This window comes from Escherichia sp. MOD1-EC7003 (assembly GCF_002965065.1).
Taxonomy (GTDB): Bacteria; Pseudomonadota; Gammaproteobacteria; order Enterobacterales; family Enterobacteriaceae; genus Escherichia.
Genome location: NZ_PTRE01000095.1, coordinates 1 through 16,902, shown reverse-complemented (window position 1 = coordinate 16,902; position 16,902 = coordinate 1). Strand labels below are relative to the sequence as shown.

The following is a 16,902-nucleotide window of genomic DNA, read 5'->3' as shown; positions in this document are numbered from 1 at the left end:
ACCGCGTCGCATCAGACATTCAGTGCATACGCTGGCACACCAGACCGGATGGGGCGATCACGCCGCATCCGGTCTGGTGTTAATGATACCCTTTCAAACGTCTTCCGCAGGACGGCTCCCCTCCCCCGGAACAAGCTCGGTTTCATGAAAGGCTTCCCGCTTGACCCCATAGCCGTCATACCAACGACACTCAACCATACCGCTGGAGTATCCGGTGACAATCATCCGCGGGCCGCCCTCTTTAACCGTAACTTCCTCACTAACCATAAAGCTCATACTCGCCTCCTTTTTTCGAGTGAAACTTGTTCACCTTAGTTGAAGGTGGCGAATATTGCATAATCGCCAGTGCGAGTATTAATGTGCCTGACCGCGCATTTTCGCTACGGCTTTCACTCCCAGCACCACGATACCGCCGATGATAAAACCAAGAATCAGATTTAAAACAGTCGGTAATATCATCGCCACCACTGCGCTTTGCTGCCCGGCAAAATGTTCAATGGCGTGATGCAGCGGCGCAATACCATGTACCACAATGCCGCCACCGACGAGGAACATCGCCAGTGTGCCGACAATCGATAACGCTTTCATCAACCAGGGCGCGATGATCAATAACCCTTTACCCAATGCCTGCATCAACGCGCTGGATTTTTCTGCCAGCCAATACCCCAGGTCATCAATCTTAACAATAACCCCAACCAGACCGTAGACGCCCACGGTCACGACCAGTGCGATGCCTGAAAGCACCAGCACCTGATTAAGCAACGGCGCTTCTGCCACAATCCCCAGCGTGATAGCGACGATTTCCGCTGACAAAATAAAATCGGTACGAATCGCCCCTTTTATTTTGTCCTTTTCAAACTTTAGCGGGTCCTGCACCGCCAGCTTCTCCAGCCGCTGCTGACTCTGCACCGGCTCTTCTTTGTGTTTACGCGCCTCCAGCATGTGCAGCACTTTCTCTACCCCTTCAAAGCAGAGAAACGCACCGCCAATCATCAACAGTGGCGTAATCGCCCAGGGGATAAACGCACTGATAATCAGCGCCAGCGGCACCAGAATCACTTTATTGATCAGCGATCCCTTTGCCACGCCCCAGACCACGGGCAGTTCCCGATTGGCCCGCACACCTGAAACTTGTTGCGCATTGAGCGATAAGTCATCCCCTAATACACCGGCGGTTTTCTTCGCCGCCAATTTGCCCATCACGGAGATATCGTCCAACAGTGTGGCGATATCATCGAGCAACGTCAGTAAACTACTCCCGGCCAAAAGCATTCCCTCTCATTTTTATTGTTGAAGGAATTAAGTATGAAGCAAAAACGGCAGCTCTGATACTTGCTTCACAGGTCAACATTTTTTTAACAACCAAGTGCAATTATATCTCTCGCCAGCCGAATGATTTTCACGTTTACTATGAATCACCTTTTTATTTCTACCGTGAGGGATTATGCGTTTCCGCCAGTTGTTACCGCTTTTTGGCGCGCTATTTGCGTTGTATATCATTTGGGGCTCAACCTATTTTGTCATTCGGATTGGTGTGGAAAGCTGGCCACCGTTAATGATGGCGGGCGTTCGATTCCTGGCCGCCGGTATTTTATTGATGGCATTTTTGCTACTGCGCGGACACAAACTCCCCCCGCTACGTCCGCTGCTTAATGCTGCACTGATTGGCCTGTTATTGCTGGCTGTCGGTAATGGCATGGTAACGGTTGCCGAGCATCAAAACGTTCCTTCCGGCATCGCCGCCGTAGTGGTTGCAACCGTGCCCCTCTTTACCCTCTGCTTCAGCCGCCTGTTTGGCATTAAAACACGCAAACTGGAATGGGTGGGTATCGCCATTGGACTTGCCGGAATCATCATGCTCAATAGTGGTGGTAATTTAAGCGGCAATCCGTGGGGCGCGATTCTGATTTTAATCGGCTCGATTAGCTGGGCGTTCGGCTCAGTTTATGGCTCGCGCATTACCTTGCCTGTAGGGATGATGGCGGGGGCGATTGAGATGCTGGCGGCAGGCGTGGTGTTAATGATCGCGTCGATGATTGCGGGGGAAAAACTGACGGCGATCCCTTCCCTTTCAGGCTTCCTTGCGGTCGGCTATCTGGCGCTGTTTGGTTCGATTATCGCCATCAACGCTTATATGTATTTAATCCGCAATGTCAGTCCGGCTCTCGCCACCAGCTATGCCTACGTTAACCCGGTGGTCGCGGTTTTGCTGGGTACGGGACTGGGCGGCGAAACGTTGTCGAAGATTGAATGGCTGGCGCTCGGCGTAATTGTCTTCGCGGTGGTACTGGTCACGTTGGGAAAATATCTCTTCCCGGCAAAACCCGTTGTTGCGCCAGTTATTCAGGACGTATCAAACGAGTAAATGAATCCCCTGCGTGTCGATCTGCGCGCTGGCACCTTCGCCGCAGATCCACTCTTCCAGACGCTCACTAAGCGCCATATCCGTCAGCTTCTCGCGCCCGCGTAACGCACACTCCCAGACAATCAGTACGCGCCAGCCGAGCGCCTGTAAGCGACTGATATCGCGGCGATCTCGCTCAACATTTTTACCTATCTTCTCCAGCCAGAACTCGGTTCGAGTCGCAGGCACTTTAAACAGATAGCAGTGATGATGGTGCCAGAAGCAGCCGTGGGTAAATATCACGCAGCGATATTCATCAACGACAAAATCCGGGCGTCCGGGCAGGCTGGCGTCCTGAACGCGAAACGCCAGTCCCAGTCCGGTTAACAGACTGGCGAGGCGCTTCTCAATCGCCGTATCACGCGTGGCAATCGCGCGCATATTTTTGCTGCGTGTGGCCTTATCGTGAACGTCGGCCATGTTGTGCCTCTTGCTGACGCAACGCCACCGCCTGTTTGATTTTTGGCTCAAGCCGTTTTGCCACTGCGGCAAAGACCGGCACAACAAGCGAATTACCGAACTGGCGATAGGCCTGAGTGTCCGAAACAGGAATGCAGAATTTCGCTTCTCCCGGCGCTTCAAAACTCATTAAGCGCGCGCATTCACGAGGCGTTAACCGACGTGGGCGATGTTGCTGATTCAGCGGATCATCAAAGTCTTTCTCACCCGTTACCATATCCCAGCCGCGGTCGATTAATATTTTCACGCCATCTTTGTAATAACGAGCAGATAGCGTACGCGTGACGCTTTGCGGATTATTCGGATAAACCATCCCATAACCGAAGCCGTTACTGCGCGCCTGATGTTTTTTCGCATAACGATAGAGGTACTTCCACAGCACCGACGTCAGGATACATATCGCCTCGACCATCGGATCCAGCAGCTGCACCACCAGCGTTTTAACATCATAAATTTGCAGCGGTTTCTCCAGCATTGCCTGTGCGGCATCCCCGGAGCTGTATGAATCGGTTACTGCTATATTTTCCTGCATAGATTTAATCGGCCATCTGAGATGGCCGACAGGTTAACATAATTACTGCCATTTAGAGCCACGCGCTCAGACAGTGGGTGAAAACGTATCAATCACCTTGTGATCGACACCTTCATTCTCCCCTGCCAGTGCGGCACTGAGCTTCGCCATAAACTCTACTAAAAGTCCATACGCGCCCCATTGCCAAAGAGTCGCAACCTTAGCAGTTTTTATTCATAGCGTCTGCTACGTACGGGACGAGGTCGGGTGTACCAGGCAATGCTGCCTAACAATGCCCCGACCAGAGCCATAAATAAAAATCCGACCAGCGCCCCTAACCACTTTCCTGCGGTAGAGCCTAAATCACTTTCAAATCCCGACACGGGGACATCGGGGACCCGGCTCATCACCCAGATGTAACGCGCCATTGCCCAGACGAAATAGCCACACCATGTATAGAAAGCCCACAAAGCTAGTTTGCCACCAGGACTGCGAGAGAGTCTCTCTTCCATCTTTATCGAACCGTATTCCATTTTGAGATAACCCGGAAAATTTAGACTTAGTACTATTATGTGATAAATATCACATTTTTCCACATTAGATGAGCCAGTCAAGACTCAATCATTTTTTAAACAAATAGATAAATTTTGCACAACGGCAGTAATTACAGGAAAAACAGCAGTAAAGATTTATTTTTTATCTTTGGTAAAGGCTTTATTAATTCACATAAAAAATACATTAACACTGAATAAAATTATACCTTTTTTGATTTCTGTGTCATGATAGCCCCGTTATTAGCCTTTTATCGTCTTGTTTATATTTTTGGGCCGGCATGATGCCGGCTTTTTTTATGTCTTCATTAATGTGCGCGCGATCACACCAGACGTTTGGCGCAACAATCATTGATACACTCTATCTTTCCAGACAATCAATAACGCATTGATATATCTTCATAATTTTCATGAATAGTTATATTTGAAATTCATAACCACGAATTATATTAAATACAATAGAAACATTTTGAAATCTTTTAAATACATTTGTTACATGTAATCTTTAAAATAAAATGAACTTCATAGAATAGTATCCAAACGTGCTTTTTTTTTGGATAACGGCACTTATTGATATATTCATGAAGATTATAATCACAAGGGAATACATAATGAAAAGAAAAGTTCTGGCAATGCTGGTCCCGGCGTTATTAGTTGCTGGCGCAGCAAATGCGGCTGAAGTCTATAATAAAGATGGTAATAAACTGGATTTGTACGGAAAAGTAGACGGCCTGCACTACTTCTCTGATGATGCTGGTAATGATGGCGACATGTCATATGCCCGTATCGGTTTCAAAGGTGAAACTCAGATCGCTGACCAGTTCACTGGCTATGGTCAGTGGGAATTTAACATTGGTGCTAACGGCCCTGAAAGCAACAAGGGTAATACCGCAACTCGTCTGGCATTTGCCGGTTTAGGTTTCGGTCAAAATGGTACCTTTGACTATGGTCGTAACTATGGTGTTGTTTATGACGTAGAAGCATGGACCGATATGCTGCCAGAATTTGGTGGCGATACCTATGCGGGTGCCGACAACTTCATGAACGGTCGTGCTAATGGTGTTGCAACCTATCGTAACAATGGCTTCTTTGGTCAGGTTGACGGTCTGAACTTTGCTCTGCAATATCAGGGTAATAATGAAGACGGTGGTCTATTCGGTCAGGAAGGTTCTGGCAATGGTAATGGTCGTAACCTTGCTAAAGAAAATGGCGATGGTTTCGGTATGTCTACGACCTATGACTTCGACTTCGGTTTAAGTCTGGGTGCAGCTTACTCTAACTCTGACCGTACTGATAAGCAGGTTGGAGTTGGTTTAAATGATCGTAACCATAGCAACAGAAGTGCTGGTGGTGAAACCGCTGAAGCATGGACCGTTGGTGCTAAATACGACGCTAATAACGTTTACTTAGCAGCCATGTATGCTGAAACTCGCAATATGACTCCATATGGTGGTGGCGAGTTTGATAATGGTGAATCAAGATTAGCCATCGCTAACAAAACCCAAAACTTTGAAGTTGTTGCTCAGTACCAGTTCGACTTCGGTCTGCGTCCGTCCATCGCTTACCTGCAATCTAAAGGTAAAGATTTAGGTGGCTGGGCACATGATGGTAACGGCGATCCGCGTTACACCAATAAAGATCTGGTTAAATACGTTGACATTGGTGCGACCTACTACTTCAACAAAAACATGTCCACCTATGTTGATTACAAAATCAACCTGCTGGACAACGACGATGACTTCTACGAAGCAAACGGCATCGCTACCGATGATATCGTTGCTGTGGGCTTAGTCTACCAGTTCTAATCAGCCAACACGCCACGGCGTGTTACTGTAGAACATAACACCAGCCTGAGTTCGTCCCTCATTGAACTCAGGCTTTTTTGGGCATTTCATCTCCATCTGTGGCACGCGCAATTGCCAAAGCCTATCGATACGGCACATTACCCTTCTGGCACAATAACATCTACCCGTTACTCTTCCAGCCAACACGCCAAATGCACATTCTTATGAATTAATCCGCAGATCAATATTGCAGAAGATAATGCATTCTTCCCTTCAGAATATTCGCTTAGCCAATATACCAGTCCTGTCTCTGATCTTGATGGCGTGGACTATCCCAAACCATATCGCGGTAAACATAAAATGCTGATGATCGCCGCGGATGGTGTCGCCAGCCTCAACGTTGACAGCGAATATGCAGCAATCTTTGTTCCTGGTGGTCATGGCGCACTTATTGGTTTACCCGAAAGCCAGGACGTGGCTGCGTTTTTTCACGGTTAACACATAGCGTACTAAAGCCATATGTTAATTTCTTTGCGGTAACGTGATACGGAACACATTATGCTTATTTAGATAGTGATACGTAGCACTTCCCCCATGCAATTCGGCAATCGCTTTGACTAAAGAAAGACCAAGTCCCTGACCTACGGAATGACGCGAGTTATCTCCCCGCCAAAATCGACGGAAGAGTTTTTCCGGCTCATTAATTTTCGTTCCAGGGCTGGCGATATCAATGTTAAGAGCGCCGTTGGCATCAAGAAAACTAGTTATATGAATGCGCGATTTTTCTGGAGAATATCGAATAGCGTTAACAATAAGATTCGATAACATTCGTTGCAGTAAAATTTTATCAGCAAATATTTGTTGATTACACTCGACCTTAAAACGAATCTCTTTCTCGTCTGAAAGGTATTCAAGATAGTCTAACAAATTTTCAACTTCCTTATTGAGAGAAAGCGAATCCAGTTTCACCAATACATTGTTTTTATCTGCTCTGGCAAGAAACAGTATATTCTCTGTTAGCCGCGAAATGTTTTCCAGCTCTTCAATGTTTCCGGCAATTGTTTTTTGATATTCAGCGATACTTCTGGTTTGACTGAGCGTAACCTGATTCTGACCAAGTAATGCATTAATGGGCGTTCTAAGTTCATGAGCGAGATCGTCTGCAAATTGGCTTAGGCGCTCAAAATCTTTTACTAAAGCATGGTGCATTTTATTCAATGCCTGCCCAAGAGGTTTTAGTTCTCTCGGTAATACGTTAACCTCAACAGGTTCACGAGCATCGTTATAATTCAATGCTTCAGTTACACCACTCAACTTTTTGATCTCTCGTAATCCCGTTCTGATTAACAGCGGGCTCAATACTGAGCACAATATAATGGCGACAATGCAAATTATAATGCTGTTAATTTTATACTGTTCCAGCATGTTATGTCTTGCTGAAGCCAATTTAGCCACAGTAACCGTTAATGATGGCGAAATTTCATCAATATTAATTCGTAAAGCATCTATCTCTGTATCATTAATAATGCTTCTGTAAATGCCAGCGGCGCTGATTGCCTCAGTCGCAGGTATGTTATTTAACATGCCATCACTGACATTTGTTCGGTTAACAATTTTATTGATGCCATCACCATGAATGATCAAGATATCCTGACTAACATCCATCATCCGGTTAAAGTACACAGGCAAAGTATCTGGATTTACCCCATCGATTAACAACTGCTTGATCTGCGCAGTCCGGTTAATGAGTGTTGTATCATCGCGCCATTTCAATTCACTCGCCAGGCCATCATAGAGAGTCCATACAACTCCAGCACCAGCAACAGACAGCAGTAATATAAAAAGCAAAGTTAAACGGACTGTTATGGATAATCTTTTCATTATTTTTTTACCGCTACAAATGAATACCCCATCCCTCGGATTGTGGCGATTAGCTTTTCAGGAAAAGGATCATCAACTTTTGCGCGGAGCCTGCGAATAGCAACATCCACCGTATTGGTATCACTATCAAAGTTGATTCCCCAAATTTCACTCGCAATAACCGTTCTGGGTATAATTTCGCCAGCTCTGGAGGCCAGTAGCCAAAGTAACTGAAATTCCTTCCGCGTCAGTGTAATACTGATATTGTCTCTGCTCACACTTTGGCTGACAGAGTCCATTCTTAAACCGCTGATTTCTAATATTGAATTCAGAGCATGGTGTTGTCTTAATTGTGCCCGAACCCTTGCCAGCAACTCAGAAAATGAAAAAGGTTTTACCAGATAATCATTTGCCCCACTGTCCAGCCCTCTGACTCTGTCATCGACAGAATCCCTGGCTGTAAGGCAAATAACAGGGGTTTGTTTTGCCGTTCGTAACGTTTGTAAGATCTGCCAGCCATCCATACCCGGAAGCATAATATCCAGAATGATCAATGCATAATCATCCTTAAGCGCAAGATAAAGCCCATCTCTGCCATCAGAAACGGCATCAATGACATAACCTGCTTCTGAAAGCCCCTGCGTTACCCACTCCTGGGTCCTTTGATTATCTTCAATAAGTAGAATTTTCATGAAAATAATATGCCATAAATCATATGTTATAGAAACAGTCTGGTTCATTACAAAATTGTAATGCTTCTGTAAGGTTATCCCAGAAAATTTTTCGCTATCCTCAAAACGCATCCACATGACAAGGATATAAACATGTTAAAGCGTTATTTACTACTCTCGGTAGCAATGGCTGCATTCTCATTACCCTCTTTGGGTTATGCCGCACAACAAAACATTCTTAGCGTGCACATTTTGAACCAGCAAACAGGAAAACCCGCTGCCGATGTGACTGTCACTCTTGAAAAGAAAGCGGTTAATGGCTGGTTACAGCTTAATACCGCCAAAACGGACAAGGATGGTCGAATTAAGGCATTGTGGCCCGAGCAAACTGCAACCACGGGCGATTACCGTGTCGTATTTAAAACTGGAGAATATTTTAAGAAACAAAATCTTGAAAGTTTCTTCCCTGAGATCCCCGTTGAATTTCATATTAATAAAGTGAACGAGCATTATCATGTTCCTTTATTACTCAGCCAATATGGGTATTCAACCTATCGTGGCAGTTAATGCATAAATACGTAAAAGCAGATCTCTGCTACTGTTAGGGAAGATACTCCCTGACATATTAACAGTCTCTTATTAGTTAACGACAAAACAGTGTGATGGCTTATGAAAAAGAATCAATTTTTAAAAGAATCTGATGTTACTGCCGAGTCGGTATTCTTTATGCAGCGTCGGCAGGTGTTAAAAGCACTGGGCATCAGCGCAGCTGCACTTTCGTTGCCTCATGCCGCACATGCTGATCTGCTTAGCTGGTTTAAAGGGAACGATCGTCCCCCCACCCCTGCCGGAAAACCGCTGGAGTTCAGCAAGCCTGCCGCCTGGCAAAATAACCTGCCACTGACGCCAGAAGATAAAGTCTCCGGTTATAACAACTTCTATGAATTCGGGCTGGATAAAGCCGATCCCGCCGCTAATGCTGGTAGCCTAAAAACCGATCCATGGACATTGAAAATCAGCGGCGAAGTAGCAAAACCATTAACGCTCGATCACGATGATTTAACTCGTCGCTTCCCACTGGAAGAGCGTATTTATCGTATGCGCTGCGTGGAAGCGTGGTCGATGGTGGTGCCGTGGATTGGTTTTCCACTGCACAAATTACTGGCGCTTGCCGAACCAACCAGCAATGCGAAGTATGTCGCTTTCGAAACGATTTATGCGCCGGAACAGATGCCAGGCCAGCGGGACCGCTTTATCGGCGGCGGGCTGAAATATCCTTATGTCGAAGGATTGCGTCTCGACGAAGCAATGCATCCGCTCACACTGATGACCGTAGGTGTTTATGGCAAGGCGTTACCGCCACAAAATGGTGCGCCGGTGCGACTGATTGTGCCATGGAAATATGGCTTTAAAGGAATTAAATCGATCGTCAGTATTAAGCTGACCCGTGAGCGTCCACCAACCACCTGGAATCTGGCAGCACCTGACGAATACGGTTTTTACGCCAACGTTAATCCACATGTTGATCACCCGCGCTGGTCACAAGCTACTGAACGATTTATTGGTTCAGGTGGCATCCTCGATGTACAGCGCCAACCAACGCTATTGTTTAATGGTTACGCCGACCAGGTGGCATCGCTGTATCGTGGCCTGGATTTGCGGGAGAATTTCTAAATGCGTCTGACAGCACAACAGGTGACATGGCTGAAAGTTTGCCTGCATCTTGCCGGATTGTTGCCGTTTCTCTGGCTGGCCTGGGCGATCAATCATGGTGGACTGGGGGCCGATCCGGTGAAAGATATTCAGCATTTTACTGGTCGCACTGCACTGAAATTTTTGCTGGCGACTTTGTTAATCACCCCTCTGACGCGTTACGCAAAGCAGCCGTTATTGATACGCACTCGCCGCCTGTTAGGCTTATGGTGCTTTACCTGGGCGACACTGCATTTAGCCAGTTACGCATTGCTGGAGCTGGGTGTGAATAATCTGGCGTTATTAAGTAAGGAGTTAATTACCCGACCTTATTTAACGTTAGGAATTATCAGCTGGGTAATTTTGCTTGCTTTAGCATTCACTTCAACCCAGGCGATGCTACGAAAGCTCGGCAAACACTGGCAACAGTTGCATAACTGCGTCTATCTTGTCGCGATCCTGGCCCCAATACATTATTTGTGGTCAGTGAAGATTATTTCACCACAGCCACTCATCTACGCAGGGCTGGCTGTACTGCTTTTAGCCTTACGGTATAAAAAGTTGCTTTCCCTTTTCAAGCGGTTACACAAGCAGGTTCACAACAAATTATCCATATAACTTCCTGTTGCTGACAAAGTACGCGTTATCCCTGCCGGATGTGGCGCGAGCGCCTTATCCGGCCTACACAGATCGCATCAGGTTATATTTCATTTGTCATCAATCTCAAATCATCGACATAATTTATTTCATTTCAATAAGATAGGTAAATACGTCTGAGAACACTATGCACTCGTTTCCTAAGAGTTGTTGCATTTTGCTTGGTGTTACAATATAACATTACACATCATATACAATAACTCTGGAGGAAACTGTTTTGGCGATTCGTCTTCATAAACCAGCTATTGCTTTAGGCATATTTATTGTCAGCGCTCCTGCCTTTTCGCATGCTCATCACTCACACGGTATCCCCTTAACAGAGGTCGAACAAAAAGCTGCTAACGGTGTTTTTGATGATGCCAATGTACAAAATCGAACGTTCAGTGACTGGGATGGAGTCTGGCAATCCGTTTATCCTTTACTACAAAGTGGCAAACTTGACCCCGTTTTTCAGAAGAAAGCGGATGCAGATAAAACCAAGACATTTGCTGAAGTTAAAGATTATTATCGTAAAGGTTATGCGACAGATATCGAAATGATTGGTATTGAGGACGGCATTGTTGAATTCCATAGAAATAATGAAACAACATCCTGTAAATATGATTACAATGGATACAAAATACTCACCTATAAATCAGGCAAGAAAGGCGTTCGTTACTTATTCGAATGTAAAGATCCTGAAAGCAAAGCACCTAAATATATACAGTTTAGCGATCATATAATTGCACCTCGAAAATCGTCTCATTTTCACATTTTTATGGGTAATGATTCACAGCAATCTTTATTGAATGAAATGGAAAATTGGCCAACATATTATCCATATCAGTTGAGTAGCGAAGAAGTCGTCGAGGAAATGATGTCTCATTGATTCAGTTCCTGCCAGATCAATAGCTAATCAAGTGCTGAATGTCACAGTATCGAACAGAAAACAGTGACGATCTACCCCTACAAGAATATTCTACGATTGTTCTGTTAAGGACAAGCAAGGCAGGAAGTTGGGAGATAAGTCATTGATAAAGTGGCGGAGAGAGGGTCTAATTTTTTAGTGTTCGACAATGCCCACCAAAGTGCTATTTTTCCTTTAAAAACAAAATATTGTCATTATTTTTTTGTTCGGCAGTGTATTGCTACTGTGCAAACAATCAGCTATTTTATGCAGTACCGTATGTATGGCGGGTTGTATGACAGGATTTTGCTATGCCAAAGAAGGCCAAGGAACTCTCAGGACTCGTCGTATCACGATTAAAATCCGAAGGTATGTATGCCGTAGGTGGTGTGGATGGTTTATACCTTCGCATCCGAAATCAGTCCCGTGCATGGGTTCTTTGCGTGGCTATGGGAACCCGAATCAACAATCTCGGTAGAACAGTTCCAAGACGTTTGAATATGGGGCTTGGCCCCTACCCGGAAGTCTCCTTAGCCGAAGCGCGTGACAAAGCGCGTGAGCTACGTAAACAAATCCGTAATGGTATTAATCCCCTTCAAGAAAAACACGAGCAAAAAGCCCGGCAGGAAATACTGGACCGGAAGAAAAAGACCTTTGCCGAATGTTGTGAAGAAGTGCTGGAAGTCAAAGACAGTGAGATGAAGAACAAAAAACATCTCGCGCAATGGCGTTCCACACTGGAGACCTATGCCTACCCTTTCATTGGCAAAAAGGCCGTTAGTGAAATCACCAAAGTTGATCTTCTGGCAATACTGGAACCTATCTGGTTAACCAAGAATGAAACTGCCAGCCGTCTACGTGGACGTATTGAAACAGTGATTGATTACGCCAAGGCCAAAGAATACTTTGAAGGTGATAATCCTGCTGCATGGAAAGGTATGCTGAAACCTTTGTTGCCTCAGCCAAGTAAAGTTCAGGTCACCAAACACCATGCGGCCCTTCCCTATAACCAGCTCGGCTCCTTTATGAAAGAACTACGTGAACGAAGCGGCGTTTCGCCTCGTGCGCTTGAGTTTGCCATACTGACCGCAGCACGCTCAGGTGAAATTCGTGGTGCCGAGTGGTCAGAGATCGATCTTGAAGGTAAAACATGGACCATACCCGCCAGTCGAATGAAAGCAGCGAAAGAGCATCGGGTTCCATTGTCTGATGCTGCTGTTGCCCTGTTAAAAGCTTTACCACGCTTTAAGGGTATAAATTTTGTATTCCCTGCCACCCGGAAGGGACAACTCTCGGATACTGCTTTACTGGCAGTCCTAAAGCGAATGGGATACACCGATTTAACGCAGCATGGGTTCAGATCAACATTCCGTGATTGGGCTGGTGAAACGACCAACTACCCGCGTGAGGTAATTGAACATGCGTTAGCTCACCAGTTGGCAGATAAGGCCGAGGCAGCGTATCAACGTGGGACGTTATGGCCTAAGCGGGTGGCATTGATGGATGAGTGGTCGGGGTATTGTGCAATCAACATCTGAACAACTTATGAAGGAATTTCATCAAGGGAGTATGTTAAGCAAAATTGAGGAGACAACTTACCCAATGCCACTCGTGATTGGAGACCAATCCATTGAATTTACTTATTAAACGCAGTAAGATCTTCTTTATTTAATTGATTGTTAATATAAAACTATTATCAATAAAATATTTAATCCAATCTTACAAAATTAAGGACTGAGATAACGATGGATAAGGAGATACCATTCCCACAAGATGAATATGGTTTATCAAAGGATAGAGCAGCAGATGTTCGTAGAGCTTTTCATTATCAAGATACGGTTGGCGCACAACTTCTAATCGGTTCTTTACAAGATAACAGCTATGTAGAAATATGGTTCGAGCATTATGAAGACATAATTGCAGTAAAAGAAAATGGCCTGATTGATGTCTATCAAGTTAAGACAAAGTCTTCTGAATCAAAGTGGAAATCAAACGATAAATCAGTTATAGATTCAATTAATCGATTTTGTGATTTAGAGAAAAAATATAGCAAGTCCGTCAGAAAATATTTCTTTTATTCTAATAATGATGTATATATCCCACAGTCATCCTCAAACAGCGTTGATGATATAATACGTAGTCCTCTAAGCATAAAAGATTTGATTATCAACGAAAAAGTTGATGCGGAAATAGGACCTTTATTAAATAAATGGATAGATAGAATCCAACAGCCATTTGCGATTATAAAGGCTGTGTTAGCTAAAATGGAATTTATAAAAGGAAAATCGCTTACGGGATTTCAATATGAAGTTGCCGCTGAACTCTCAACCTTACCTAAAATTAATGCACTTCCACAACACGTAGTAAAAGATATAAGTGATAATTTATTAACCATTATTAATAGAGCTAATTCCTTAGATACATCTGCTATTGAATTATATCTATCTATAACAACGACAAATGGGCTAAGTGAAAATCAAAATATAAATAAGAGAGTCACCATTAATGAAGCGAGAAAAGTTGTATACAAATTACCAAAAAATATATTTTATAAGAAAATTAAATCATCCTTAGTTGCTGTTTCTATTATTGTAATACTTTCTTTTCTCGCGTTCTACAATTTAAAACCTGAAAGTTTACTAGAACGCTCTATTCGAATACTTAAATCAGCAAAAGACACATCGATTCCTCCAGAGTTCGATGAGGCTGTTTCTGCAATACGAAATAATAAATTTCCTCTTGATAATATAGATCTATCCGGCGCTAACTTTCAATGTAAAGATCTGTCCAGTTTAACATTACGCCGTGGTATTTTTATAGGCATTAGAGGAACCGGTGTTAATTTTGACAGTTCAAATTTATATTTGGCGCAATTTGGACGCTTCAGTGAACTTAATGCAAGCTCATTTAAAAATGCACTAATGGACGAATCCAATTTTGAAAATGCAAATATGATAGGTTCGTCATTGAATAATACAATTGCTCGTTCAGCAAATTTTAAAAATGCGACTCTGAATGGGGCTAATTTATCTAACGGTGATTTCACTGGTTCTGATTTTAGTAAAGTTAACTTTACACAAGCAGAACTTAATTCAACTAATATGAGATATACAATACTAACAGAGGCGAATCTTCAAGATGTAAATGTATCAAATGCAGATTTGAGAGACACAATTGGATTAGATCAAAAAATGTTAGACAAAACATGCTTTTCACCTAAAAACCCGCCTATTGTATCAGCACCATTAATAATTAATGCTCGCAGTTGTTATAATAGTGAATCTAAACACAAGGAACGTCAGATAATGCAACACGCCCTAAAAGTTGTTGGAATGATGTCAATTTTGAATGGATTCTGCGATAAAGGGAAAGTGATTGACCGACCACCTGATATTCCGAGCAGACCAGATCTAAACATAGAAATACCCATATCGTCGATATGATATATAAAAACCGTCCTTGCTTTCATTTAAAAAAAATTAAGTAAGGGGCCATCGCCCCTTGTCATTCAAAAACATAATGTTTCAATCGTTCACACGAAGATAAATCTTTTATCGACATGCATATATATTCCTTATACTACTGGTACAATGTGTATTTTTTACACCGCTACAGGTTTGTTGATCATATTCAGATATTAATGTTCCTGATAAATAAGCAACCCTCGGATCGTATATAGACCCCGGACAAGAACATACCCCTGTATCACTGTTAGGTATCGTACATTTACCTTGTATCGTAATAAAAATACCTTTCAGGCCATCACCGCTTGCTGTCTGCCATTTTCCATTAACACACGATAACACTCTACCTGTACTGTCTCGCCCCACCAGACCATTAGGCGTACATTTCGCATTTAATGTTGCCTGACCGTTCAGGTGGAGATATTCACCTGCCTTGATTCTGCCTGTTGATTCAATTGTCCCATTAGATTTTATCGTTCCGGCGGTAAGATTACCTGACGCATAGATATTACCCGCGTTGTTCATGTAAGCTTTAACTGCTTTCCCTGTTCCAACACCAACAGTTCCAGACGCATACAAGTCATAGGTGCGAACACCTCCGGCCCATCCTGACGGTAGATCGTTGGGATTGAGTCCGTTGGTGGCTATACGTCCTCCGAACTTCGCCAGACCTGTTGTTGATAGCGTATTCAAATAGGTATCGGATTTTACTTTCAGGTTGTTGTTAATATTTACAGGACCATTAAGGGTAGAGGTTCCACCCACAGTCAGATCTGACGCAACAGACGCATTACCCGTTGTCTTAAGTGCTCCGGTTGTTGTTGTCCCTGATGCCGTCATATCTTTGATGTTTTTGATGCTCTTACCACCAAGATTCAGATCACCCGTCATCGGCAACGTTCCATCACGGCGCAAATAAACAGAATACATAGAAGAGTTATAGCCTACGCGGTAGGCCAGCAATCCACCGTCAGTAATATTGCTGTAGTTCCCTGAACTCTCACTCCACTGACCACCATAGCCAGAAGCGATCTTGGTGCTTCTGCTCATACCACCATCAACACCAGCTGCCTGAACAGCTTTACCCAGCAGATCATAGCGAATACGACCACCTTCTTCCCACGGGCTGGCGGTTGTTATAAGGCCGTTAATGACGTAATCCGGCGCTGTTCCTGAACGCTTTAACACAATCTTGTAGGATGCTTTTTGCGCGTTAGTTCCTGTATAGCCTACAGGCAACAGCCCTTCATTAATCAACGTCTGGTAAGTGATTTCACAACCATTAGCCGTACAGGTTCTTGGCCCCGGATCGCTGCTTTGGTTGTTGGATGATGACAGTGTGGAAATCTTGTCATAGCGAATACTGATATAGCGGTTAACAGCTTCACCAAGCTGTTTAATCTGTGTTCCGACATTTTCCGCCATAACCGTTTCCTGATTGTTTCTCATATCCTGAAACTTCATAAAAGCGATAAGTGTTCCAATACCTAACACAATACTGACTTCCAGTAAGGTAAATCCTTTATTCTTTATCATAATTATCTCCCTGTTTTAGCAATGGCCAACGCCCTCTTCATTAAATAGACGTGAAAACTAATGTATTACTTGTGGCGTTATTACAGGCCGCTGCCGTAGCTGCCACATCGAGTGTTCCTCCTGCGGCTTTAACAACCTTGGTTCCAACCGTGGTAATGTAGAAATTACCTGCTGCCGCTGTCGCAATCTTCACACATTCCGCTGCGGGCACATTATCGTATGTGATAGTGAAAGAAGAGCCAGCCGCTGATGATGGTCCTGTCGCTGTAGCAGCCAGCGTCACATTACCTTTAAAGGCATTGATGGGTTTAGCTGCCGTTCCTGACCCACTTAACATATTGTCGGGGAATATTTTTGCCTGAACTGATCCTACCCACCAATAGTGGACACGGGACTAAGTGAGTAAACTCTCAATCAGAGGTGACTC

The 16,902-nt window shown here is 44.2% G+C and carries 15 protein-coding genes and 4 pseudogenes; 9 read left to right on the top strand and 10 right to left on the bottom strand.

Features of this window, described 5'->3' with window-relative positions; translation table 11 throughout:
• Positions 1-93 precede the first annotated feature (93 nt).
• Together A7090_RS17370 and A7090_RS17365 are read right to left on the bottom strand one after the other, a co-directional pair.
• Positions 94-276, bottom strand: coding sequence for a YodC family protein (locus A7090_RS17370; RefSeq protein WP_021571887.1), 183 nt, complete (start codon positions 274-276; stop codon positions 94-96).
• Positions 277-354: 78 nt separating this feature from the next.
• Positions 355-1,272 carry a DUF808 domain-containing protein gene (locus A7090_RS17365; protein ID WP_105274967.1) on the bottom strand — a complete coding sequence of 306 codons (918 nt, stop codon included), beginning with the start codon at positions 1,270-1,272 and terminating at the stop codon, positions 355-357.
• A 172-nt stretch (positions 1,273-1,444) separates the two neighbouring features.
• Between A7090_RS17365 and yedA the strand changes: the two genes are divergently transcribed.
• Positions 1,445-2,365 (top strand): drug/metabolite exporter YedA, encoded by a 921-nt coding sequence (gene yedA, locus A7090_RS17360; protein ID WP_105274966.1) that lies wholly within the window; start codon positions 1,445-1,447, stop codon positions 2,363-2,365.
• Here yedA and vsr read toward each other — a convergent pair.
• From vsr to drpB, 4 genes and pseudogenes are all read right to left on the bottom strand, one after another.
• On the bottom strand, positions 2,354-2,824 hold the full coding sequence (vsr, locus tag A7090_RS17355; RefSeq protein ID WP_105274965.1) for a VSPR family DNA mismatch endonuclease: 471 nt from the start codon (positions 2,822-2,824) through the stop codon (positions 2,354-2,356). The two genes, yedA and vsr, sit on opposite strands and share 12 nt — an antisense overlap.
• Positions 2,805-3,293, bottom strand: a pseudogene (locus tag A7090_RS17350) (DNA cytosine methyltransferase); the annotation flags it as partial. The pseudogene A7090_RS17350 and the gene vsr, both read right to left, overlap by 20 nt.
• A 168-nt stretch (positions 3,294-3,461) precedes the next feature.
• Positions 3,462-3,560: pseudogene (locus A7090_RS26680) on the bottom strand (phosphohydrolase); the annotation flags it as partial.
• 44 nt (positions 3,561-3,604) lie between these two features.
• Positions 3,605-3,886 (bottom strand): cell division protein DrpB, encoded by a 282-nt coding sequence (drpB, locus tag A7090_RS17340; RefSeq protein ID WP_249788858.1) that lies wholly within the window; start codon positions 3,884-3,886, stop codon positions 3,605-3,607.
• Between the two features lie 650 nt (positions 3,887-4,536).
• Here drpB and ompC point away from each other — a divergent pair.
• Together ompC and A7090_RS17330 are read left to right on the top strand one after the other, a co-directional pair.
• On the top strand, positions 4,537-5,730 hold the full coding sequence (gene ompC, locus A7090_RS17335) for a porin OmpC (protein ID WP_105274963.1): 1,194 nt from the start codon (positions 4,537-4,539) through the stop codon (positions 5,728-5,730).
• A 207-nt stretch (positions 5,731-5,937) separates the two neighbouring features.
• Positions 5,938-6,192 (top strand): annotated as a pseudogene (locus A7090_RS17330) (hypothetical protein); the annotation flags it as partial.
• Between the two features lie 39 nt (positions 6,193-6,231).
• On the opposite strand, the gene hprS reads toward A7090_RS17330, so the two are convergent.
• Both hprS and hprR read right to left on the bottom strand, forming a co-directional pair.
• Complete coding sequence (hprS, locus tag A7090_RS17325) at positions 6,232-7,590, bottom strand: two-component system sensor histidine kinase HprS (RefSeq protein WP_105274961.1); 1,359 nt, start codon at positions 7,588-7,590, stop codon at positions 6,232-6,234.
• Complete coding sequence (hprR, locus tag A7090_RS17320; protein ID WP_024221659.1) at positions 7,590-8,261, bottom strand: response regulator transcription factor HprR; 672 nt, start codon at positions 8,259-8,261, stop codon at positions 7,590-7,592. Before hprR ends, hprS begins: the two co-directional genes overlap by 1 nt.
• Positions 8,262-8,393: 132 nt before the next feature.
• Between hprR and hiuH the strand changes: the two genes are divergently transcribed.
• The 6 genes from hiuH to A7090_RS17290 all read left to right on the top strand — a co-directional run bounded on the left by hiuH (position 8,394) and on the right by A7090_RS17290 (position 14,918).
• Entirely contained in the window at positions 8,394-8,807 is a 414-nt protein-coding gene (gene hiuH / locus A7090_RS17315; protein ID WP_105274960.1) for a hydroxyisourate hydrolase, read from the top strand.
• Positions 8,808-8,909: 102 nt separating this feature from the next.
• Positions 8,910-9,914: a protein-methionine-sulfoxide reductase catalytic subunit MsrP gene (msrP, locus tag A7090_RS17310; RefSeq protein WP_105274959.1), complete on the top strand. Its 1,005-nt coding sequence runs from the start codon at positions 8,910-8,912 to the stop codon at positions 9,912-9,914.
• Positions 9,915-10,550: a protein-methionine-sulfoxide reductase heme-binding subunit MsrQ gene (gene msrQ / locus A7090_RS17305; protein WP_105274958.1), complete on the top strand. Its 636-nt coding sequence runs from the start codon at positions 9,915-9,917 to the stop codon at positions 10,548-10,550.
• Positions 10,551-10,806: 256 nt separating this feature from the next.
• A complete protein-coding gene (zinT, locus tag A7090_RS17300) occupies positions 10,807-11,457 on the top strand; it encodes a metal-binding protein ZinT (protein ID WP_105274957.1) in 651 nt (216 codons plus the stop codon).
• A 329-nt stretch (positions 11,458-11,786) separates the two neighbouring features.
• Positions 11,787-13,013, top strand: coding sequence for a tyrosine-type recombinase/integrase (locus tag A7090_RS17295; protein WP_105274956.1), 1,227 nt, complete (start codon positions 11,787-11,789; stop codon positions 13,011-13,013).
• Between the two features lie 207 nt (positions 13,014-13,220).
• A complete protein-coding gene (locus tag A7090_RS17290) occupies positions 13,221-14,918 on the top strand; it encodes a dsDNA nuclease domain-containing protein (RefSeq protein ID WP_105274955.1) in 1,698 nt (565 codons plus the stop codon).
• A gap of 108 nt (positions 14,919-15,026) precedes the next feature.
• Here the strand turns inward: A7090_RS17290 and pilV are convergent, their stop codons facing one another.
• Both pilV and A7090_RS17280 read right to left on the bottom strand, forming a co-directional pair.
• On the bottom strand, positions 15,027-16,475 hold the full coding sequence (pilV, locus tag A7090_RS17285; RefSeq protein ID WP_105274954.1) for a shufflon system plasmid conjugative transfer pilus tip adhesin PilV: 1,449 nt from the start codon (positions 16,473-16,475) through the stop codon (positions 15,027-15,029).
• Between the two features lie 40 nt (positions 16,476-16,515).
• Positions 16,516-16,842: pseudogene (locus A7090_RS17280) on the bottom strand (type 4 pilus major pilin); the annotation flags it as partial.
• Between the last annotated feature and the right edge of the window lie 60 nt (positions 16,843-16,902).